Here is a 21,899-nt window from a genome sequence, read left to right as displayed (position 1 = left end):
AGGAGAAACACATGAAGATCTCGGTTGTTGGTTGCGGATACCTGGGGGCCGTTCACGCCGCCTGCATGGCCGAACTCGGCCATGACGTGCTTGGCATCGACGTCGATGACACCAAGGTGGCGGCGTTGTCCGCGGGCCGGGCGCCGTTCTACGAACCCGGTTTCGAGGAGCTGCTCACCCGGGCCCTCGGCACCGGCAGGCTGCGGTTCACCACCACCCCCGGCGACGACCTGGCAGACGTGGATCTGCACTTCATCGCCGTCGGCACCCCCCAGTCCGACACCGGGGCCGCGGACCTCAGCTATGTCGACGCTGCCGTCGCCACCCTGCTGGCTGGGGCCGCACCCGGATCGGTGGTGGTGGGCAAGTCCACCGTCCCCGTCGGCACAGCCGTGCACCTGGCGGATCGGTTCGCGGAACGAGACATCGCCTTGGTGTGGAATCCCGAGTTCCTGCGTGAGGGTTTCGCCGTCGCCGACACCCTTCACCCCGACCGCATCGTCTACGGTCTGTCCGCTGATCCTGCACGCGCGGAGCTGGGACGAACCCGGCTCGACGAGGTCTACGCCCGGCTGTTGGTCGACGGCATCCCGCAGATCGTCACCGACTACGTGACGGCGGAGCTGGTGAAGGTGGCCGCCAACTCGTTCCTGGCCACCAAGATCAGTTTCATCAACGCGATGGCGGAGCTGTGCGAGGCCACCGGCGGCGATGTCACCGCCCTGGCGGATGCCCTCGGGCACGACGAGCGCATCGGTCGGCGATTCCTGGGGGCCGGGGTGGGGTTCGGTGGCGGCTGCCTGCCCAAGGACATCCGCGCTTTCGTCGCCCGCGCCCAGGAACTTGGTGTCCACGACGCCGTCTCCTTCCTGCGGGAGGTTGACGCCATCAACCAGCGTCGCCGCGACCGGGTGGTCGATCTGGCGCTGCGCAGCCTCGGCGACCAGCTCTCCGGGGCGAAGGTCACCGTGCTTGGGGCCGCGTTCAAACCCAACAGCGACGACATCCGCGACTCGCCCGCCCTCGACATCGCCCACCGCCTGCACATGCTCGGCGCGCAGGTGAGCATCACCGACCCCAAGGCCCTCGACGCCGCGGCCCGGCGGCATCCGGATCTCGTCACGGAACCCGACACGCACCAGGCGCTGCGAGACGCCGACCTGGTGCTGCTGCTCACCGAATGGGCCGAGTACGTCGAGCTGGATCCGTCCGAGGTCGCGACCTGGGTGCGTCGCCCCGCCATCATCGACGGTCGCAACGCCCTCGACCCGGCCCGCTGGCGCGCCTCGGGCTGGGACTACCACGGCCTGGGACGGTGAACCAGCCCTGGAATCCGGTTGAGCCGGCCCGACCGGTGGGGAAAAGTTCGCCGCGACCCGGCTTGACCGGCTTCCAGGGGATGGTGAATGGGCAAGAATGAGGGGATGAGGAGGTTTCTGCGTCGCGGCGGACCGACCATTCGCACTAGGTTCATGGTCGCCCTCGTGCTGGTGGCCGGGATTGCGCTGACCATCTCCGGGACGATCGTCGGGATCCTTCAGAACCGGCACCTCTGGGACACCACCAAGGAGCAGCTGGAGCGGGTGCAGGGTGAATTGAGGGCGCTGGCCACGAAAGGGGTGGATCCTGAAACCGGGAAACCGTTTACCTCCGCCCCCAACGTGCTGAAAACCTTCATGAGCCGCAGCGTCATCAGCCACGACTCCGGGGAGGCAGGGTTCATCGACGGTGTGCACCAGTTCATCACCCCCCTGGATGTGATCAAACCCGAGGATGACCCCGAGCTCCTGGCAGCCGTCCAGGACAACCTGGCGGGGGGCGACAACGTCATCAAATTCGTCCGGACGTCCAGGACGAGCTACCGGGTGCTCGTGGCGAGCGTGATCATCGGCAACCAGCGTGCCACCCTGCTGCGCGTCATTGACATGGATCAGGCGAGGGCTCAGCTGCAGCAGTCCATGGCGTTCTACGCGGGGGCGGCGGCGCTGACGGTGGCGTTGCTCATCGCCCCCACGTGGTTGGTCGTCGGCAGGCTCCTGCGACCGATCGGGGAGCTCCGGCTGACTACCGACCAGATTGACGAACACGACCTGACCACCCGCGTTCCTGTGCGCGGCCACGACGACCTGACCGCCCTGGCGAAGGCCGTCAACCGGATGCTGGACCGGGTGCAGGGCGCGGTCGAGGGGCAGCGTCGGCTCCTCGACGACGTCGGGCACGAACTGCGCACCCCCATCACGGTGGTGCGCGGACACCTCGAGTTGATCGACCAGCACGATCCCACCGACGTCATCCAGACCCGGGAACTCGCCATCGATGAACTCGACCGCATGGGGGTGCTCGTCAATGACCTCCTCACGCTCGCGAAGGCCTCCCAGAGTGATTTCGTGACCCCCGTCACCTGCGATGTCGCCGAGCTGACCGATCAGGTGTTGGAGAAGTCGAAGGCGCTGGGGAACCGCGACTGGCAGCTGGAACACGTCGCGATGGTGCAGGCGGTGCTGGACCCGATGCGAATCACCCAGGCGTGGCTCCAACTCGCCGCCAACGCCGTCAAATACTCCGACGAGGGAACCCGGATCGGCATCGGGTCCCGGGTCGAAGACACGTCGGTGCTGCTGTGGGTGCGCGACCAGGGCATCGGCATGACACCGGAGGAAACTGCCACGGTGCGGCAACGGTTTGCCCGGACGGCGGCTGCGGCGCAGCGGGCATCGGGGTCAGGATTGGGGCTCAACATCGTCGACAGTATCGTGGAGGCCCATGGTGGGCACCTGGACATCGAATCCGTACCGAAGAGCGGATCGGTGTTCACGCTGCGGGTTCCGATGAACCCCGCGAGTCCCCACGCCTCGCCCATCGGGCCACTCCCGGAGGGCGCATCCGAATCGAGGGAACCACAGCAGTGAGCAGTATATTGATCATCGAGGACGAACCCAGGATCGCAGGATTCATAGCCAAGGGGTTGAAGTCGGCGGGATTCACATCCGAGACCACACCCTCCGGTGAGACGGGGGCCACGCTGGCGGTGCACGGCGACTTCGCGTTGATCATTCTGGACGTCGGACTGCCGGACATCGACGGGTTCGAGGTGCTGGAACGCATCCGCGGGCAGGGCGTGGCGACACCGGTGATCATGCTCACGGCCCGCTCGTCGGTGGCCGACCGGGTGGCGGGACTAGAGGGTGGCGCCGACGACTACATGCCGAAACCCTTCTCCTTTGAGGAGCTGCTGGCCCGGATCCGGTTGCGGCTCAGGGCCGAACCCGAACCCGCCAGGACATCCGCGAATCACCTGGAGCATCGCGGCCTGGTGCTGGACTACCGCACCCGTCGCGCCCAGGTCGACGGCCAGTGGGTGGATTTATCGGCCCGCGAGTTCACCCTGGCGGAGGTGTTCCTGCGCAACCCGGGCCAGGTGCTCAGCCGTGAGCAGCTCCTCAGCAACGTGTGGGGCTTCGATTTCGATCCCGGCTCGAACGTCGTCGACGTCTACGTCTCCTACCTGCGCAACAAACTGGGCAAGCAACGCTTCGAAACAGTCCGGGGGATGGGCTACCGCCTGGTGTGAGGGGGTCGTCCCCCAAGTCGACTGGATGTCGTGTCTCGAAGCCGGTTGAGCCGACCGGCGACGAAGGAGCTGGGTGTGTCGAAAACCATGGTGACCGTGTCTGGGGACCTGACCACAAGTCCTCCGACCCCACGAAGAAGTTACCGAGCCGGCCTCTATGTATGAGCGAGACCAATTAGAAACGTATGTAAGTTCGATATAGTTTCCGGGTGTGCGGATAGGGCCTTTGGTGTGCCGCGCTGTCGAGGTGGCTGGGACATGCAGTGCCAGATCCGTCGCGCCAGCAACTGGTTTCCTTGACCAAGGAGGCTTATTCATAGCCGCCCTCAAACATTGTCTGACTAGGGGTTTCTCTGGCCGAGGTGTTGTCCGTGAATAAGCTTCAAGGACTGGTGCCATTTCGTTGCAATACCCTTGGTTAGTTAACGAGCGTTAAGGTGCTTGCGTGTGTTTCGTACTCAACTGAACAGCCGCCTTGAGGACAGAGGGTGATGTTCCGGCATCATGCCCACGCTGTGTGATGAAGAATCGATCGCCAAGTTGACTGAAAAATTGATTGCTCAAATCAATTTGATGAATCCTCAACGAAAAGATGTCTAGTTGTCAGTGAAACCCCTAGTCGGGGAGATTCTTCGGGTTGGCAATTGTTTGTTAAGGGTCGTGAATAAGGTGCGGCGGATGGGGTGAATTGGGTGGGGATCTTCCGTGAATCATGGGTGACCTCGGGGTGAATTTGGTTTGATGGCCTCGTGGGGGTTGACATGGGCTTGTAGAGTGTGTTGATGTGAAGATGTGAAACTGAATAGAAAGGCGTCCGGGTGCGTTGCGGTTGGTGCTCCGTGAGGTTTGCTCGATGGAGTAACTTTTGGCTAGCAATCCTGTCCTTTAGGAGCTGTTGCTACGATTTCGACCCATGCTAGGGTTGGAGTCAAGTGAGATGTCAATCATCAGAAATGGGGGTGTAGCAAAATAGAAATCTCTCGCGAGGTTTCTGAATGGCTCAGGAGAGCGATCTTTGTGCTCTCAAGAGGGGGCATATAATTTTACGACATGTGGTTTTCTTCGAGGGGCAGAAAACGGGGATGATGCCATGCTAGTTGTATGAAAGATCAAACGTTCTTTTCGTTTGGATGCGAGGAAAATTAGTGATCGATGCTCGGCAAATCATTAAACCTGTTTGGAAGACAAGGGGAAGAAGTAAATGGCTGTGCGTGTTGAGTATTTTCAGGGTGCGGTGAAGGGTTCGCCTTTTTATGGTCGGCCGAGGCCGTTTGCTGAGGTGCAGGGTGGTTCGTTGGATCGGCGGTTGCAGTCGGTGGAGTTGCCGGCTGGGTGGTTGGTGCAGTGTGGGGGCGGTTGGGAGGGGTGGTCGCCTCGGGATTGGGAGCCTCGGTTGCAGGGGTGGAAGGTTCATGTGTCGGCGACTCCTGAGTGTGCTGTGGAGACGTTGGCGCGGACTACGAGGGTGTGTGTGGAGGCTGGGGTTTCGTTTAAGTTCTTGCCAACGTTGGCGGAGTTGATGGAGTCGTCGTCGAAGAATCAGGCTCGTGGTGCGGCGGGTAAGTTCATTACGATTTATCCGGATGATGATGGCCAGTTGGGTGAGTTGCTGGGTGTTTTGGCTGGTGTGTTGAGGGGTCAGGAGGGGCCTTATATTCTGTCTGATCTTCGGTATGTTCCGGATGCTCCTGTGTTCGTTCGGTATGGGGCGTTCCTGGGGATGCAGGCTCCTGATGTGGATGATGAGCTGGTTGAGTCGATTGTTGATCCTCGTGATATGCGGTTGATTCCGGATCATCGTGATCCGCGTGTTGTGATTCCTGATGGGGTGGAGGTTCCGGAGTTTCTTCGGGCGGCGTATGAGGCATCACGGCAGTCGTGTGAGTCTCGGTTGGATGATTTTGTGAGTATCAAGCCGTTGAGTTTCAGTAATGCGGGTGGGGTGTATCGTGCGGAGTTGCCTGATGGTGAGGTCAGGATTCTTCGGGAGGCTAGGCCGCATGCCGGGTTGGATGGTAGGAATCGGTGTGCGTTGCAGCGTCAGTTAGTTGAGGAGGAGGTGCTGCGGGATCTTGTTGGTGTGAAGGGTGTGCAGCAGCTTCGGGGGGTGTTCACCGCGTGGGAGCATCGCTATTTGGAGGTGGACTACATCCCTGGTGCGACGTTGACGTCGTGGATGTCACACAATGACCGTTTGCAGGAGAGTGATCCGGTGGAGTATGCCCGTCAGGTGGTGGCTATTGTGGATCAGCTGATTGGTGTTGTTGAAAGGATTCATCAGCGTGGGTGGGCGTTTGGTGATCTTCATCCTGGGAATGTGTTGGTGTCTGATGATGGGGCGGTGACGATGCTTGATTTGGAGGATGCCAGCAGGGTGGACTCGCCGCGTGAGCCTGGTGTCAGGGTGTTTCAGTATTGTGCTGACAAGTCGGCGGATGCTAGGCAGGCTGACTGGTTTGCGGTGGCTCGCTGCATCATGATGCTGTATTGTCCTGATTTTGAGATTGAGGCGGTGTCGCCGGCGTTTTGGGAGCGGTGTCGCCACAGGGTTCGCGAGGTGTATGGCGAACGGGCGGCTGAGCAGTTGGCGTTGGTGGAGGGCCGCTATGCGGCTGGTGTTCGTCCGGTGACGGCTAGTGATGTCACTGTGGGTGTGCCATCACAGCGGTTGAGTGTGGATTCTGGGATTGCTGGGTTGTTGAGTGGGATTGAATGGTCGCGGCAGTTTGGTCCGGATGGGGCGTTTCCTGGTGATATCAGCCAGCTGGCGGCGGGTGTTCATGAGGTGATCACGACCGGGCGTGCTGGTGTGGTGCTGGCTCAGCAGCGTGTGGGTGTTGTTCCTGCTGATGGTGATGTGGAGGCGTTGCGTAAGACCGCTCGGGAGTGGCCGGGGCGGGAGGCTCCGGGGTTGTTGAATGGTGTGGCCGGGGTGGCGTTGACGCTCAGCGAGGTGGACGCCCACCAGGATGCTGTGGCTGCTGCCGGGAAGGCGCTTGAGTCGGCTTTGGGGCGTCGTAGGTTGGATCTGGCTGCGGGTCAGGCGGGAGTGATCTTGGCTGCTTTGGAGGTGGCGAAAACCAGCGGGGATTCGGGGTTGATGGATCGTGCGGTTGCGGCGTATCGCAGGTTGGATGCCTGCCTCACTCCGGATGGATCAGCGTGGGCTGTGTTGTGTCGTCGTCGGGGTTTGTTCTGGGGATTGACTGGGGTTGCGTTGACGGACCTGGTTGCCCATGCCGTCACCGGCGCTGAGGAGCCTCTTGTCAGGGCGAGGGTTCGGTTGCGTGCGGATCTGGATGCGTGTGTGACCATGGCTACTGGTGAGGTGATGATCGATGACCCATCCAAGAATCGGGTGCTTCCCTACACCGAGTGGGGGTCTGCTGGTGTGTTGCTGATCGCTTCAGCGCTTGAACGCGTCACGGGTGAACCGGTACTGACATCGCAGGAACGTGACGGGATCATCAAAGCCTGCTCCTCGGAGTTTTACATCTATCCGGGTTTGGATCACGGTCGCGCTGGCATCCTGGTCACGCTGACAGCCGCCGGAGAACAATGCCGGGTAGAGGCTGATCGGCAGGCGGGTTTGTTGCTCGACAGTCTCCTGACCCACGACGAGCATGCCTTGGTGGTCGGTGAGGGGTTGATTCGTCTCAGTTCTGATCTGGGTACCGGTGCTGCTGGGGTCGCGCTGGCGCTGCACGCCTACCAATCCCGGCAACCCTATGTGGGTTTGCCGATCAGTGCCCGCACGGCCGGGCTGTTACAGCAGCCGGCGATTTCACAGCTTGGCTCGGAAACACGCGACCTCATCGGGGTCGTACCGAGTCACTAGCTCCCCAACCCCCCTCAACAACGAGGGACGGTGGGTGAGCTACCCAAATCCAATACTGAAAACCAGTGAGAGGAGGTGACAAATCATGGCTAACGTTTTGAATCTTCAGACCGATGTCGTCGAGGTGACCCAGGAAACCAAGAGGCGGTCCAGTTGGGTCAGCCGGTGGGTTTGCTGGGGATGATAGTTCAGCATGTACCACGCAGCAGGGGAGCGAGGAAGCTGGTTTGCCTGGATGGGTGAAGTGGTGACCTTGATCGGGGTTTCGACTCTGGTTTCCCGTATGTGGCGGGTGGTTGGCGATGGGTGTCGCCGTTCGCCAACCACCTGTCCTCTGGTTCGTTGAGTGCCGCTCGAGTCGGTTCTTGAACTAGGCGGCGCTGGAGAGCATATCCCAATTGTCTGGTCAGTGCAGTGTGTGGGAGGAGGTGACAAATCATGGCTAACGTTTTGAATCTTCAGACCGATGTCGTCGAGGTGACCCAGGAAACCAAGAGGCGGTCCAGTTGGGTCAGCCGGTGGGTTTGCTGGGGATGATAGTTCAGCATGTACCACGCAGCAGGGGAGCGAGGAAGCTGGTTTGCCTGGATGGGTGAAGTGGTGACCTTGATCGGGGTTTCGACTCTGGTTTCCCGTATGTGGCGGGTGGTTGGCGATGGGTGTCGCCGTTCGCCAACCACCTGTCCTCTGGTTCGTTGAGTGCCGCTCGAGTCGGTTCTTGAACTAGGCGGCGCTGGAGAGCATATCCCAATTGTCTGGTCAGTGCAGTGTGTGGGAGGAGGTGACAAATCATGGCTAACGTTTTGAATCTTCAGACCGATGTCGTCGAGGTGACCCAGGAAACCAAGAGGCGGTCCAGTTGGGTCAGCCGGTGGGTTTGCTGGGGATGATAGTTCAGCATGTACCACGCAGCAGGGGAGCGAGGAAGCTGGTTTGCCTGGATGGGTGAAGTGGTGACCTTGATCGGGGTTTCGACTCTGGTTTCCCGTATGTGGCGGGTGGTTGGCGATGGGTGTCGCCGTTCGCCAACCACCTGTCCTCTGGTTCGTTGAGTGCCGCTCGAGTCGGTTCTTGAACTAGGCGGCGCTGGAGAGCATATCCCAATTGTCTGGTCAGTGCAGTGTGTGGGAGGAGGTGACAAATCATGGCTAACGTTTTGAATCTTCAGACCGATGTCGTCGAGGTGACCCAGGAAACCAAGAGGCGGTCCAGTTGGGTCAGCCGGTGGGTTTGCTGGGGATGATAGTTCAGCATGTACCACGCAGCAGGGGAGCGAGGAAGCTGGTTTGCCTGGATGGGTGAAGTGGTGACCTTGATCGGGGTTTCGACTCTGGTTTCCCGTATGTGGCGGGTGGTTGGCGATGGGTGTCGCCGTTCGCCAACCGTCCGTCTCTGGTTCGATGAGTGCCGCTCGAGTCGGTTCTTGAACTAGGCGGCGCTGGAGAGCATATCCCAATTGTCTGGTCAGTGCAATGTGTGGGAGGAGGTGAAAACCATGGCCAACGTTTTGAACCTTCAGACCGATGTCGTCGAGGATGTCCAAAGGAGACGACTATCTGGTGAAAGTTGAAGAGTTTCCCCGGCTTTTAAAATTATTTCTTTGCTGATTAATTGAGGGAGATGTCCGTTGAATGGGTGGGCTGTGGTGAGAGTTGTGTGTCGTTATCCATCTGTATTTATTGTGAAAAATATTTTAGATATTTTCCAACCGGCTTGAGGGTGGAGTAATGGGTAGAGACAGGGGAGTTGCTGTGGCTTCGGGCTTGGCGAAACGGCTGGACTCGTTACGTGCAGACTCGTTCGGCCGTGGCATGGTTCCCCGACGCGCTATGCCTGAAATTCCTCGGACTCTGCCAGAGTCTCGGATGCCATTGACCGAAGAATCTTGGGATCCAGCTCCCGACAGAGAGCCGCGCGGTCGCTCTCGGGGCGGTGAGCCGGTCGCCAATTTTCTTGCTGATCCGCCGAGGGGTGGTCTTCGTCGTTTGGTGAGGGTTTTGCGGTTGGAGCCGCGGGCGTTGGTTCTGATTTTTGTTGGTACGGTTTTGTCGTCTCTTGTGTCGTTGGCGCAGCCTTTGTTGGCGGGGTCGATTGTGGGGGTGTTGCAGAGTGGGGGTTTTTTGGCTGCGCTTCCGTATGGGGTGTTTTTGGCTGGGTTGGCTGTTTTTGCTTCCGGGATTACGGCTGTTGTGAATGTTGTGGGTGCGAAGGCTGGTAATCGTACGGTGCGTGCTTTCCGGGATGAGTCTGCTGCGATTGCTTTGCGGGTTCCTGCGGATAAGCTTGTGCAGCATCCTACGGCTGATTTGGTTGCTCGGTGCAGTATTGATTCGGAGCATTTGAGTAAGGTTTTCAGTCAGGGGCCTGTGCAGGCTTTGGGTGGGGTTGTGATGGTGGTGGGGGCGTTGTTCCAGATGGCTGTGTTGGATCCGGTGCTCACCATTTCTGCGGTTGGGTTGACGGTGGTGTGTTTGGTTTTCATTATTGTCATTTCGAATAGGTTGACATCGTTTTCGTTTCATCGTCAGGAGGCTCAGGGGGCGTATGTTGCGGAGGTGACCAGGGCGTTGGATTCGGTGTTGACGTTGAGGGCTTTCGTGGCTGATAGGTTTGCTGTGCGGCGTTTGGATAAGTCGAGTGGTGAGCTTCTCGAGGCGTCGAATCGGGGGGATCGGGCGCATGCTTTCATGACTCCGGTGGTCACGATTTGTGTGCAGGCGACGTTGTTGGTGGTTGTGTGTATTGCGGTGGTGCGGGTGCAGGCGGGGGTTTTGTCTGTTGAGCAGTTGGTGTCGTTTTTCATGTATATGATGTTGATCATCACTCCGATCACTGGGAGCGCGGGAACTGTGATGGACATGGCGGAGTGTTTGGGGGCTTTGCAGCGGATTATTGATTTGCGTGCGGTGACGGATCAGCCTGCCTCTCGGGTCCAGGTTAAGCAGCCAGTTGTTGCCGAGGTTGGTGGTGTGCCTGTGAGGGCTGGTTTGGTGGGTGAGGTTGGTTTCCGTGATGTGTCGGTGCGGTACCCGCAGGCGGGTGGTGGGAATCGTGAGTATGCGTTGGCGGGGGTGACGTTCAGTGTTCCGGCTGGTTCGTGGGTGGCGATGACTGGTTCGTCGGGTTCGGGTAAGTCGACGGTGTTGTCGTTGTTGGAGAAGTTCATTGTTCCCACCGAGGGGGCGATCATGGTGGATCGGGTGCCGCTTGGTGAGCATGATGATGATGAGTACCGGCGTCAGGTCGGTTACATCGAGCAGGCGTGTCCGTTGTTTAGTGGGACGGTGCGTGACAATTTGTTGTTGGGGCGTGATATTGATGATGATCGGTGTTGGGAGATCATTCATCAGGTTGGTTTGGGTGAGACGATCAGTGCTCGTGAGGGCGGGTTGGACACCCCGGTGGGGGAGTCAGCGTATGCGTTTTCTGGTGGTGAGCGGCAGCGGTTGGCGATAGCTAGGACCCTTGTTGGTCAGCCTCGGATGTTGTTGTTGGATGAGATTACCTCGGGTCTTGATGTTGTGAACCGGGAACAGATTATGAACCTCATTCGAACCACGATGGGTGGGATCACCACTTTCGCTGCCGGACACGGCCATTTCGGCATGAACATCGCCGACCTGGTGTTGGTGTTGGATAAGGGGCGGTTGGTTGAGTTCGGGCCGCCCGCCGAGGTACACCGACGCTCCGCACTGTTCCGGTCTCTCGTCGCAGCCTGATGAAACATCAAACAGGCAGAAGGGGTTTTGAGGCTTAATTCATAGCCGTCCTCAAGTGTTGTCTGACTAGTGGTTTCGCTGGTCGAGGTGTTGCCTGTGAATAAGCTTCTTTGTTCATGGGTATTCTTGAATGTGTTCTGGTCGATGGGGTTTGCTGGTGAATGTGTTGATGAGTTGTGACGTATGAGAGGGAAGTGATGGATATTCCTGTAGGCCGGGTTGTGGGTGGTTCTTCCTCTTCGTGGAGTCAGTGGATGGAGGTTGATGACGCCACACTCATGCAGTTGTTGGAAGAACACGGCCAAGACATCACCACACTCGAGAACCAGAACGGTGAGGGTGGGCGCGACTTGGGTGAGCAGCGGGATGCTGGTGGTGAGGTGGTGCCGTTGGCTGGGGGCTGGTTACGTCTGGCCGCGGGGGATGGTGGGGACCTGGTAGGGCAGTTCATCTCGGATCCGGTGGAGCAGCATCCGGTTGGTGCCCCTGTGGTTACCGGGGAAAACGACATCGAGGAGCTGCCGGGCTGGGTGACGGGCAGGCGTGACCTGTCGATGGAATTGGGGTGGTGGTGTCGTCTTCTGGGCGACCCTGAGCGGGAACGCTACGCGGTGGCGGTTCACCGGTGGGGTGATCCAGAACCCGAACTCGTACTGGTGGGACTGTACCCTGACGTGGCGCTGTGTCAGGCAGACAAACCGGTTGTGGTGTTCGTGGAACCGCATCCCAACGAGCCGGGCAGGGCCAGGGCCCGCCTGCTACCGGTCACCACGACCCGTCTGGATGATCCTCCGCGGGTACTTGCCGAGGGACCCGCCGGTGGGGTCAGCATCAAAGCGTGTTCCGTGCGGCGTTTCGTCAAAGTCGGTCACGGTGTTCGCAGTAACAGAATCTGGCAGATCTTCGACCTCACCGCCCCGCAGCTGCAGCCCATTGCCATGCCAGAGTCGGTGCATGATCCCGACCTGTTCGATGTCGCCCCCCTGGAGGACGGGTATGTGCTCATCCACGCGGTCAATGACGCTCACCAGTGGCGTATCGAGGCCAGCCACATCAGCGACGGCCAGGTACAGAATCGGTGGCGGGTGGCGGCCGGGCAGGGAAAACTCCACCACCTCATCGGTGCCCATGAAGCCGTACTCGCGCGTATCAGCCAGACACAGGGCACCTGTCACACCGAGGACCTGCTGTGGATAGCGTTGACACCCGCAACCACCGCTGAGCCCCGCAGGCTGCTCACTACCCCAGGAATGTTCCAGCTGACCCCAAGCCCCGGCGCAACCTCTACCGGGTTCGTCATCGCCGAAATGATCGTGGGAACACCCCCCACCACCTGGTACCTCGACGGCACCGGACAAGTACTCAACCCCACGAACCGGCAACCCCGACCAGTCATCCAGGCCACACGAGAACGCATCACATCCCCCGACGGATACCAGTTCGACCTCGACATCCGATGGCACGGAGACTCGGCCACCTTCCACGGACCAGTCATCGTCATGGTCTACGGAGCCTACGGACTCGACATCGACCTCGACGCCGACCCGGAACTCGGTCACTGGCTAAACCGCGGCTACGCCGTAGCAACCCCCCACGTCCGAGGAGGAGGAGACCCCCAACGCCACCACGCCGGCTCCCAAGACAGACGCGACCGCTCCCTCACCGACACCGTCACAGCAATTCAATGGCTACGCTCCGGACGAGGAGCAGCAACCGCCACCACAATATGCGTCATCGGCGCATCAGCCGGAGGATTCCTCACCGCATCCCTCCTCGCCGACCACACAACACACATCGACGCCGCCGTGATCGTCAACGGCTACATAGACCCCCTCGAATCACTCCTCCACCACCCCTCACTCACCGAACAAGCCGACCACGACGAATGGGGCGACCCCCAACACAACCCCCACCACCGACACACCCTCGAGAAACTCTCCCCCCTACGCAAACTCACCACCACCCCACCACCAACCCTGATAGCCATCTCCGCCAAAGACACCCGCGTCAACCCCCGCCAAGGACTCACCTGGACACTCCACACCCGAACACTCGGCGGACACACCACCCTCTGGTACGACCCCAACGGCACCCACAACACCGGCACCCGCGTGGACACGAAACATCTGATCAACTGGGTCACCAACACACTCGAACAACAATAAAATGGACTGACATGGTTTTGTGGGCAGCAGTGAGATACCTGGAATATGGTTCAGGTTTACTCACAGCTATCTTCAAGTGTTTCTTGACCAGGGATTTTGCTGACAGGCACGCCGCCCGTGAACAAGGCCTGGTGGCGTATCGAGCGGGTCGTGTCGAAACCACGGCGACCGCAGCCCAGCCTTGCGAAGAAGTTATCGAACGGTTATCGAACATAGCTTCTGCGTGGGAGCGAGGTTGGGTATAATCGTATGTATGTTCGAGATGGTTCCCGGGTGTGTGACAGAGGCTTTTGCCGCGCTTGATGAGGCGAATCGCCATGCCCGGGCCGCCGAGGTCGCCGCGGTGGTGGCCGTGGCGAAGGCCGCCGAACTCTACGAGGTTGATCAGGAAGCGGTGTTCGAGGGGATGGAGCGCGTGATCTTTCCCGGTCACGCGGGCACCCCCGGGGTGGGGGAGTTCCTCGCCGCCGAGATTGCCGGGATCCTCGGGATCTCCACCGGTTCGGCGCTGCAGAGGATCGCCGACGTGCTGGATGTGCGCTTCAGGTTCCCGCGGCTGTGGGAGGCCTTCCTGGGCGGGGAGCTGCGGTGGTGGCAGGTGGTTGACGTCACCAACCGGGCCGCCGTGCTGGGCGTGAAGGCGGTGGAGTGGCTGGATCGGCAGCTCGCCTGGGCGATGAAGGTCTGGTCGTGGCAGCGGATCCTCAAGCACATTGATCGGTGGATCGTGGAGGCCGATCCCGCGGTCGCCGCGGAGCGGGCCGAGGCGGAACGCCACCGCCGGGACGTGGAGGTCTCCGGGATCACCGACGGGCACTGCACGATCTGGGGCATCGTGGACGCCGCCGACGGCGTCGCGTTCGATCACGCCCTCACCGCCGTCGCCCGGACCTTGCCCGCCGAGGAGGGCGACATGAGGCAGCGGCGCGCCGCCGCGGTCGGTGTTCTGGCCCGGCGGGTGAGCGGTCAGGACGCGCTGCCCGCGGCCACCGTGGTGGTGCACGTGAACGCCACCGACCCCGCCCTCGGGCTCGTGGAGCCGACGGATGGGGCCGGTGGGATCGCAGGTTCGAGTCCTGTCGCATCGGGTGCCGCCGTGGTGGAGCGCTGGGGTGCTCTCCTGACCGCTCGGATCCCCGAGTTCCTGGCCGGTTCGCGGGTGACGGTCCGGCCCGTCGTGGATCCCTGGGCCATCAGCCCCGAGACCCCACACCATCCTTCTGTGTCGCTGCGCACGGCGGTCGAAACCCTCATGCCGCACGACGTGTTCCCCTACGGGGCGACGCCGTCACGGAGCTGCGACCTGGACCACACCATCCCCTACGCCGACGACGGCGGTCCGGGCCAGACCAGGTGGGGAAACCTCGGGCCGTTGTCGAGATTCACGCACCGGGTGAAAACCCACGGCGGCTGGCACCTGACCCAACCCGAACCGGGCATCTTCCACTGGATCTCCCCGGCCGGATACCAGTACCTGGTCGCCGCGCAGGGAACCATCCGCATCGCATCCCCGCCGCCCCGGCCCCGGGAACCCGAACCCCCGCCCGGCTGGGAGGAACCGCCCCCAGCAGAGGCGGAGCGGTCGCTGGAAACCGAGGCCTGGGCCACCGCGGCATGGATCCTCGCCACCTGACCGGCATTCCGGGCTGCCCGCATGAAGCCGGTTGAGCCGGGCGTGATCCCCTGGGTGAAAGCCCGTGCCGAAACCGCCCGAGCTATTCCTCCCGGTCCGGAAGATCGAGGTCGCGCCATTCCTCGAAGTCATTCAGCGCGCTCGTATCGCCGGTTCGCAGCGCCTCGGCGACCGCCCGGGCGAGCTCATACCGGGGGTCTTCCTCCTGTCTGAGGCGTTCCAGGTTTCCCTCAAACGACCAGTCGCCGGTTGTGACCCCATCGGCCAGCAGGGCCTTGAGTGCCCTCCCCGACGTGATTCGGTGCCGCGGGGAGTGCATGAACAAATAGAAGTGACACTCCGCACACAGCGCTTCCTGACCCTGCCTGGCAAGTCTCGGCGTGCGCTCGGCAAACTCCATCCCTTTCTCATCCCGGCCCGTTAAGAACAGAAACTGAGAATAATTCCGGAGGATAATGGCATTGTTGGGGTCGGCTTTGATGGCTTGTTCGTAGATTTCTTCGGCGCGGTCATATTTCTGGCGAGTGGTGGTGAGGAAGATGGCGTAGATGCCTAGGATATTGACGTTGTTGGGGTCGGCTTTGATGGCTTGCTCGTAGATTTCCTCGGCGCGGTCATATTTCTGGTGAATGGCGCTGAGGAAGGACGCGTAGATGCCGAGAAGATTGGCGTCGGAGGGATTTGCGGAAGAGATTTCTTGTACCAGGTCTGCTGCTTCTTGCACGAGGTTCTCCGTCACCGTATCCCCTGTCAGCAGGTTTCTGGAGTGCATTTCAAAAACCAGCGTCACGGCTTGGCGTGCTGTGTGTGGGCAGGTGGCCATGGTCGTCAGCGTGGTCTCGGTTAGGGGCCAGTCCGCCTCCTCCACTATGAGGTCCAGGGCTTCCCAGGCGTCCTTTCCGGTGCGCAGCACGAGTGGCGCATCGGTGGTTTTGCCGATCACCCAGGACCATTCTGTCTCCCAGTCGGGATCCTCCCAGAGATCGTCGTCGTAGGTTTTCGCCAGCGTGAGGAGGGCCTCTTTGCTCGCGGACCCCAGGCCGACACGGCTCCAGTCCACCGCGGCCTTCACCAGGCCGGCCCGGCCCTGGTGGCTGTCGAGTGCCGACGTGAACCGTCGGCGTATGTCCTCGGCCCTGCCGAGCACGCGACCGAGCCCGAGCTGCTCAATGGATGCCAGATCCCCGGCGTAGCTCGTGCTCCCCACCGCAATCAGTTCATCGTCGGACAGCTTGGCTTCGAGGGGAAGCGGGTGGAATCTGTTGACGATCTCCCAGCCGGGGAACTTGCTGTCCAGCTCTGCACGCCATCTGGTGTAGTTCATGCGGGTCGTGGTGGCCACCACGGTGCAGGAATCATCGATCCACGTGTTCAGGACCCCGAGCGTGAACTCCTCTTTGCCCAGGAAGCGTTCCAGTTCGTCGAGGAAAATGATGGCGCCGCGAATGGGCCTTCGCCAATTTTTCAGCAGCTTCTCCACGTCGTCTTCGCTCTTGGGAAACAGGACACGGGCGTCGGGCCATTCCTCGCGGAGCACCTGGACCACGAGGCGGGTCTTGCCAGCCATCGACGGGCCCTCCACCAGGACGGGGGCGCGGTCTTTCAGAAAATCGTGAAGCTTGTCGTGCACATCGCGGCGGACGTAGTCATCGACCTCCCTGTCAGACCTGTGAATGCGCAGCGAATCCAGATGTGCCTTGCCGATCGGGCCGGAATCACCAGACACCTCGGCGATCCATTTGTTGCGCGCCCGTGTCGAGATCCAGTCCCTAACCTGCGGCGTGAAATCCGCGACAACGCCCACAAAGGCTCCCAGAAGTGGACCGAGCACATTCCACACCCCGCCGAGGGGGCTAAGGAGGGGGATTGCGGCGCCCACGATGGCCCCGACGAGCGGCAAGAGCAACCACCACACCGACGTGCCGGGGTCGAATGATCGCGTGGACCGTTTCGACATCCTTGGCTCCCCCCGGCGCTGCCCTGACAACAGAATGGTGGGGCCGGTGAGACGTGGAGCCTGTCTGCGACCACGTGGGTCTCTGGGGCAGGGGCCGGTGAACCGGGCTCAGCGATCAGTCGTCGTCGCGGTCGTCGTCGTCGCTGTCCTTCTTGGTCGTCCTCGTCGTGGTCTTCCTGTCGTCGTCATCATCGTCGTCGCCGACCTTCTTCGGGGGTGCGGGGGCCACCGTGGTGGTCCTCGCGCGACTCGTGGTGGACGGGGCGCTCGTGGCCCGGGTCGTGGTCCGAGGTGCGGCGCCAGTCGTTTCTGGAGGCGGCGTGGCCGCGGTGGTCTCCGTCGCGGCGGGGACCGTCGGTTCGGGCGAGGAATTCTCCGTCGGCGCCGGGGGCTCGCTGGGGGAAGGCTCCGGCGAGAGGCTGGCCGTCGCGGGGGAGACGACAATTGCCGGTGAGGTGCTCTCGGGCTCCGTCGGGTGCGCGAGCTGGAACAACAGCCCAGCCGTCAGCAGTCCCGCAGCGCCTATGCCCACCAGGGTGAGGGTGAGGCGGTCTCGCTCCGACTTCATCATGCTTCTCCTTCCGAATGATTCAAGTGAACCCCATGAGGATGAGGAATGGCGCAGATCTTCGTGAGGAAGTTCTCATGAAACGTCCCGCCGGTTGTCAGCACAAAGTTCCACGACCCGCGGTGGTGGTTCGCCGGGACCCGACTTTCCCGGGCGATCCCGACTGCATACAAGGTGGCGCATCCCGCGTCGGAGGGTTATTGTGTATACAAAGCTCCCGGCGGCTCCGGTCGTCGGGCCAGCGGACTGGACGGACCCGAACGCGGTGCAGTCGGCACTGCTGCCGGTGGGGACGACGCAATCCGCCGGACCAGCCTGAATGCCCCAGAAACCAGGGAGAGGTACATGACCACAATCACCCACTGGATCGACGGCGCCCCCTACGAGGGTCAGCCTTCCCACATGATTCCCGTCGAGAACCCCGCCACCGGCAAGGTCATCGGTGAGCTGATGTCGGCCAGCCCAGCCGACCTCGACCACGCCGTCGCCAGCGCCAAGGCGGCCCAGAAGAAATGGGCCAAGGTTTCCCTCGCCAAGCGCACCGCCATCATGTTCAAGATGCGCGAGCTGGTGCTCGCCCACCAGGACGAGCTGGCCAAGGCGATCGTCGAGGAACACGGCAAGGACTACTCCGACGCCATCGGCGAGATCCAGCGCGGACGCGAAACCCTCGACTTCGCCTGCGGTATCAACGTCGCGCTGAAGGGCGAATACTCCTACGACATCTCCACCGGCGTCGACATCCACACCATCCGCCAGCCCGTCGGCGTGGTCGCGGGCATCTGCCCCTTCAACTTCCCCGTCATGGTGCCGATGTGGATGCACCCCATCGCCGTGGCCACCGGCAACGCCTTCATCCTGAAGCCCGCCTCCCCGACGCCCACCGCATCGCTGATCATCGCCCGCCTCTACAAGGAGGCCGGCCTGCCCGACGGCGTGTTCAACGTCCTCGCCGGTGACCGCGAGCTGGTCTCCAACATCCTCACCCACCCCGGGATCGACGCCATCTCCTTCGTCGGCTCCACCCCGGTGGCGCACGTCATTCAGGACACGGGCGTCGCCCACGGCAAGCGCGTCCACGCTCTCGGTGGCGCGAACAACCACGCCATCGTCCTGCCCGACGCGGACCTCGAATTCGCCGCCCAGCACATCGCCGCCGCCGCCTTCGGTGCGGCAGGTGAACGCTGCATGGCGCTGCCCGTCGTGGTGGCGGTCGGTGGTGTTGCCGACAAGCTCGCCGAACTGGTTGCCGCCAATGGCGCGAAGATCAAGGTCGGTTTCGGTCTCGATGAGGGCGTCCAGATGGGTCCGGTCATCACCGCCAAGGCCCGCGACCGCATCGTCGGGCTCATCGACGACGCCGAGAAGCGTGGAGCGAAGGTGGCGCTCGACGGTCGCGGCCTGAAGGTCGAGGGCTACGAGGGCGGCTTCTGGCTCGGCCCCACCGTCCTCACCCACGTCCCGCTCGACGCCCCCGCCTACAAGGAAGAGATCTTCGGCCCGGTGCTGTGCATCGTCGACGCCAAGAACTACGCGGAGGCCATCGAGATCGTCAACGCCAGCGAGTTCGGCAACGGCGCGGCGATCTTCACCAACGACGGCGGCTACGCCCGACGTTTCCAGCTGGACGTCGAGGCCGGCATGGTGGGCGTCAACGTGCCCATCCCCACCCCGGTGGCGTACTACTCGTTCGGTGGATGGAAGGAATCGCTGCTGGGCGACACCCACATCCACGGCCCCGAGGGCGTGCACTTCTACACCCGCGCCAAGGCCATCACCACCCGGTGGCCCTCGGAGTCCGGTGCGTACGCCGCGACGATGAGCTTCCAGCGCGAGGAGTGACCACTCCGGCCTGAACAGCAGCGCAGGGCCCCGGCGACCGGACAAGTCGCCGGGGCCCTCGACGTGTGCGCATCCAGTCGGCCTTGCCCTGATTGCGGGGCCCGTGGAGTGGCGTGATCCGCGGATGCCACTCCACGCGGCGGCGCTACTGTTGTGCGGTCACCTCGTTCCGGAAAGACACACCCTGGAGAACCATGAAGGACAGCTCTCGTTTGATCGACGATCCACGGTGGCACTTCGGCGCCGGAGCGGAAGGCCAGCCTCGCTCCTACAACCAATGGGTCGCAGACTGCTGCGACGCCAACGGTGACAGCATCTGGGCCTACGAGGGCGATGGCGCGGTGCAAGACGGCATGGATCCCGCAAGCGTTGAGACGTTCTGGGGGACCGGGGAATACCTGGAGAAATACGGGCCCAGAATGGACCGCGTCGGAGGACCGCACGGGGCATACCTCTTCGGGGTCGACACTCCGCACCCCGTCGTTTTCGCAGAACGTTCCCTCGAACCGGCCGCAGCCAAGCTGCCCTACCATCGGTATCGAGTGACCGGTCAGGAACTGCCGCCAGCGTGGCGCATCGAGACCGGGCGGGTGGTTCCCGCCGTCGGAGGCCGTGGCGGGGGACGTCAGGTGCTGTTCCGCGACGCCGGAAAAGGTCTTCTCAGCGTCGAAGAACTGCTGGAAACAGGTCTCCTGGAGGAAGTGCGGGAACGTGCCTGATTGCGTGGAGCGGCTGAAGTGTGCCCTGAACGATGTGGGTGTGCCGGTACATGACCGTGAGGATGGTCTGCTCATAGGGGGCGAACGAAACGCCCGTACCGTCATGTTCTGGGAGGACGAAGGAACGTGGCACGTCGGTCATCTGGATCGAGTGGACCAGGAGCGCGTCGCCGTTCTGACCGCTGCGGATCGTGACGCGGCACTGCGGTGGCTGATCTGTCGCGTCGCCAACCAGTACCGCCGTGCACAGGGATGGCCGTGGCTGCTTTCGTTGCGGGCAGCACCGGAAATCGCATGGGGGTGGGGTGTTGAGCCGGTTCCGGAGGCCTCAACCTCTGAGACCGCAGACATTCGGGTGTGGGCACGACCGGTTCGTCTGGGAAAAGGACCAGTTGATGTGCGAATGCTCACCACTCTTCCGACCGCCCTCGAGGTGGCGGTCCTGTCCCACCTGATGGACCTGAGTCCCGACCAGGTCCTGGACGCCTACCTCGACTCGAACGGCGGTGTCCTGGAGCGCATGGTGGAGACGAGTGATTCGCTGGTGGACACAGGAGAGGCTTTTCAACGCATGGCAGCCGCCCGTGAACTCCGGATGGTTCCTGACGAAGACGGTTTTCACGCCGCGGAGACCGGATGGGTCTCCCACCTCTGGATCGAGGACGGATGTTGGTGCTTTGGCCACACCGAACGTGGCGAGCAACGTAGTGCAGAAATCGCCAGTCCTGAATTGGGCATGGTGTTGCGCTGGATGGCCTTCGGATGGCTGAACGATGTGCGATCTAGCAGGGGATGGCCGCGGATCATGACCGGATACTGGGAGGCGGAGACGGCGCCCGGCTGGAGTCAGCAACAGCTGGGAAATCGCAGGATCCTGACAGGGATCACGGGGTCCGGAACCGAAATGATCCTGCGCGGGAACCGACCTCACGCTCTGGACGTGTTGTCGCACCTGATGAATCTGAAACTGGATCAGGTGGTCGATTCCTTCCTGTCCGAGGACGGTGGATTGCTGTGCGAGGTCGTCGACCCAGGAATCCGGCGTCGCAACCCGGTCGCTCTGGAATACGTCGCGCAGTACGGCGACCGTCTCGACCAAGTGGGCGACCCGCGTGGCAGCTACTTCTGTGCGGTGCCCGGTCCGGAACCTTACGCCTTCGAACAACGTTCCCTTCCGCCTAGCGTGGTGAAGGAGCCCTACTACCGGTACCGGCTGCTGGATCTGCCTCCCGAGGTGAACGTGGTGACCAGCATCATTCCCCCCTGGTTCGGTCAACCGGGCGGTGCCCGTCAGGTGTTCTTCCGCATCGGTGAAATTCTCTTGACAGCCGAGGAATGCATTGACCTGCGCATTCTGGAAGGAGATGCCTGATGTCCATCATGGACGAATTGGTTGCCTACGCGTCGGAATCTGGAGCTCAGGTGGCAGAAACCCCCGGTGGGTATTCCATGACATGGAATGGCGGATTCTATTCACACCACCTGTGGCGCGCGGATGATGAATGGCTCTACGGGTATAGCGAGCGAGGCGACGAGCGCATTCCGACCATGTGGAGCACGCATGATCAGATCGTCTACAAGTGGGCGGTCAGTCGGATCGCACTCGACGCCCGAGAAGCGCGGGAGCTGCCTCAGATCATTCTGCCCGCAGCGATCGAAACCCTGGGGGTCGGGTGGGGACTTGTTCAACAGACCCCACTGACGGGAAGCCTGAGTTTGGAGGGCGAACAGATCCCCATGTCGCTGAGAACAACTTTCCCTCGGTGCCGGAGTCTCGTCGAGTTCTCACATCTGATTCGCCTGCCCTACGACGAAGTACTGGCTTCCTATCGTGCGCCCGACGGAAGTCCGCGACTCGGATCATTCCTGGCATGGTGATGCCGGGCT

The 21,899-nt window shown here is 61.8% G+C and carries 13 protein-coding genes; 11 read left to right on the top strand and 2 right to left on the bottom strand.

Annotated features, from left to right (window positions below; all coding sequences use genetic code 11):
• Positions 1 to 11 precede the first annotated feature (11 nt).
• The 7 genes from V7R84_RS08300 (at position 12) to V7R84_RS08270 (ending at position 14,926) form a co-directional block, all read left to right on the top strand.
• The gene (locus V7R84_RS08300) at positions 12 to 1,319 is read left to right on the top strand and encodes a UDP-glucose/GDP-mannose dehydrogenase family protein (protein WP_338567899.1); all 1,308 of its coding nucleotides are present in this window, start codon (positions 12 to 14) and stop codon (positions 1,317 to 1,319) included.
• 105 nt (positions 1,320 to 1,424) lie between these two features.
• Positions 1,425 to 2,909 (top strand): HAMP domain-containing sensor histidine kinase, encoded by a 1,485-nt coding sequence (locus V7R84_RS08295; protein ID WP_338567897.1) that lies wholly within the window; start codon positions 1,425 to 1,427, stop codon positions 2,907 to 2,909.
• Positions 2,906 to 3,571 carry a response regulator transcription factor gene (locus V7R84_RS08290; protein ID WP_338567895.1) on the top strand — a complete coding sequence of 222 codons (666 nt, stop codon included), beginning with the start codon at positions 2,906 to 2,908 and terminating at the stop codon, positions 3,569 to 3,571. The genes V7R84_RS08295 and V7R84_RS08290 overlap by 4 nt, the downstream gene beginning before the upstream one ends.
• Before the next feature lie 1,201 nt (positions 3,572 to 4,772).
• Positions 4,773 to 7,409, top strand: a complete 2,637-nt coding sequence (gene lanKC / locus V7R84_RS08285) for a class III lanthionine synthetase LanKC (protein WP_338567894.1) — start codon at positions 4,773 to 4,775, stop codon at positions 7,407 to 7,409.
• Between the two features lie 2,018 nt (positions 7,410 to 9,427).
• A complete protein-coding gene (locus V7R84_RS08280) occupies positions 9,428 to 11,128 on the top strand; it encodes an ABC transporter ATP-binding protein (protein WP_338567893.1) in 1,701 nt (566 codons plus the stop codon).
• Between the two features lie 254 nt (positions 11,129 to 11,382).
• Complete coding sequence (locus V7R84_RS08275; RefSeq protein WP_338567891.1) at positions 11,383 to 13,293, top strand: alpha/beta hydrolase family protein; 1,911 nt, start codon at positions 11,383 to 11,385, stop codon at positions 13,291 to 13,293.
• 253 nt (positions 13,294 to 13,546) lie between these two features.
• On the top strand, positions 13,547 to 14,926 hold the full coding sequence (locus V7R84_RS08270; protein WP_338567889.1) for a DUF222 domain-containing protein: 1,380 nt from the start codon (positions 13,547 to 13,549) through the stop codon (positions 14,924 to 14,926).
• A gap of 82 nt (positions 14,927 to 15,008) precedes the next feature.
• On the opposite strand, the gene V7R84_RS08265 is transcribed toward V7R84_RS08270, so the two are convergent.
• On the bottom strand, positions 15,009 to 16,883 hold the full coding sequence (locus tag V7R84_RS08265; RefSeq protein WP_338567887.1) for a tetratricopeptide repeat protein: 1,875 nt from the start codon (positions 16,881 to 16,883) through the stop codon (positions 15,009 to 15,011).
• 115 nt (positions 16,884 to 16,998) lie between these two features.
• Entirely contained in the window at positions 16,999 to 17,454 is a 456-nt protein-coding gene (locus tag V7R84_RS08260; protein ID WP_338567885.1) for a hypothetical protein, read from the bottom strand.
• Positions 17,455 to 17,796: 342 nt separating this feature from the next.
• Here V7R84_RS08260 and V7R84_RS08255 point away from each other — a divergent pair, with 342 nt between their 5' ends.
• The 4 genes from V7R84_RS08255 (at position 17,797) to V7R84_RS08240 (ending at position 21,890) form a co-directional block, all read left to right on the top strand.
• A complete protein-coding gene (locus V7R84_RS08255) occupies positions 17,797 to 19,293 on the top strand; it encodes a CoA-acylating methylmalonate-semialdehyde dehydrogenase (RefSeq protein ID WP_338567883.1) in 1,497 nt (498 codons plus the stop codon).
• A 194-nt stretch (positions 19,294 to 19,487) separates the two neighbouring features.
• On the top strand, positions 19,488 to 20,012 hold the full coding sequence (locus V7R84_RS08250; protein WP_338567881.1) for a glycohydrolase toxin TNT-related protein: 525 nt from the start codon (positions 19,488 to 19,490) through the stop codon (positions 20,010 to 20,012).
• Positions 20,005 to 21,384 (top strand): Imm61 family immunity protein, encoded by a 1,380-nt coding sequence (locus V7R84_RS08245; RefSeq protein WP_338567879.1) that lies wholly within the window; start codon positions 20,005 to 20,007, stop codon positions 21,382 to 21,384. Before V7R84_RS08250 ends, V7R84_RS08245 begins: the two co-directional genes overlap by 8 nt.
• Positions 21,384 to 21,890, top strand: a complete 507-nt coding sequence (locus V7R84_RS08240; protein ID WP_338567878.1) for an Imm61 family immunity protein — start codon at positions 21,384 to 21,386, stop codon at positions 21,888 to 21,890. The genes V7R84_RS08245 and V7R84_RS08240 overlap by 1 nt, the downstream gene beginning before the upstream one ends.
• The last annotated feature ends 9 nt before the right edge of the window (positions 21,891 to 21,899 follow it).

Origin of the sequence: Arachnia propionica (assembly GCF_037055325.1) — a bacterium.
In the GTDB taxonomy this organism is placed as follows: Bacteria; Actinomycetota; Actinomycetes; order Propionibacteriales; family Propionibacteriaceae; genus Arachnia.
The sequence above is the reverse complement of the archived record's forward strand: the minus strand, read 5'-3'. Positions and strand labels throughout refer to the sequence as shown.

Bases quoted from the DNA above. Each gene is read 5' to 3' on its own strand.
- V7R84_RS08295 (WP_338567897.1), top strand. From the start codon at position 1,425: ATGAGGAGGTTTCTGCGTCGCGGCGGACCGACCATTCGCACTAGGTTC.
- V7R84_RS08300 (WP_338567899.1), top strand. From the start codon at position 12: ATGAAGATCTCGGTTGTTGGTTGCGGATACCTGGGGGCCGTTCACGCC.
- lanKC (WP_338567894.1), top strand. From the start codon at position 4,773: ATGGCTGTGCGTGTTGAGTATTTTCAGGGTGCGGTGAAGGGTTCGCCT.
- V7R84_RS08260 (WP_338567885.1), bottom strand. From the start codon at position 17,454: ATGATGAAGTCGGAGCGAGACCGCCTCACCCTCACCCTGGTGGGCATA.
- V7R84_RS08275 (WP_338567891.1), top strand. From the start codon at position 11,383: ATGGAGGTTGATGACGCCACACTCATGCAGTTGTTGGAAGAACACGGC.
- V7R84_RS08265 (WP_338567887.1), bottom strand. From the start codon at position 16,883: ATGTCGAAACGGTCCACGCGATCATTCGACCCCGGCACGTCGGTGTGG.
- V7R84_RS08255 (WP_338567883.1), top strand. From the start codon at position 17,797: ATGACCACAATCACCCACTGGATCGACGGCGCCCCCTACGAGGGTCAG.
- V7R84_RS08250 (WP_338567881.1), top strand. From the start codon at position 19,488: ATGAAGGACAGCTCTCGTTTGATCGACGATCCACGGTGGCACTTCGGC.
- V7R84_RS08270 (WP_338567889.1), top strand. From the start codon at position 13,547: ATGTTCGAGATGGTTCCCGGGTGTGTGACAGAGGCTTTTGCCGCGCTT.
- V7R84_RS08240 (WP_338567878.1), top strand. From the start codon at position 21,384: ATGTCCATCATGGACGAATTGGTTGCCTACGCGTCGGAATCTGGAGCT.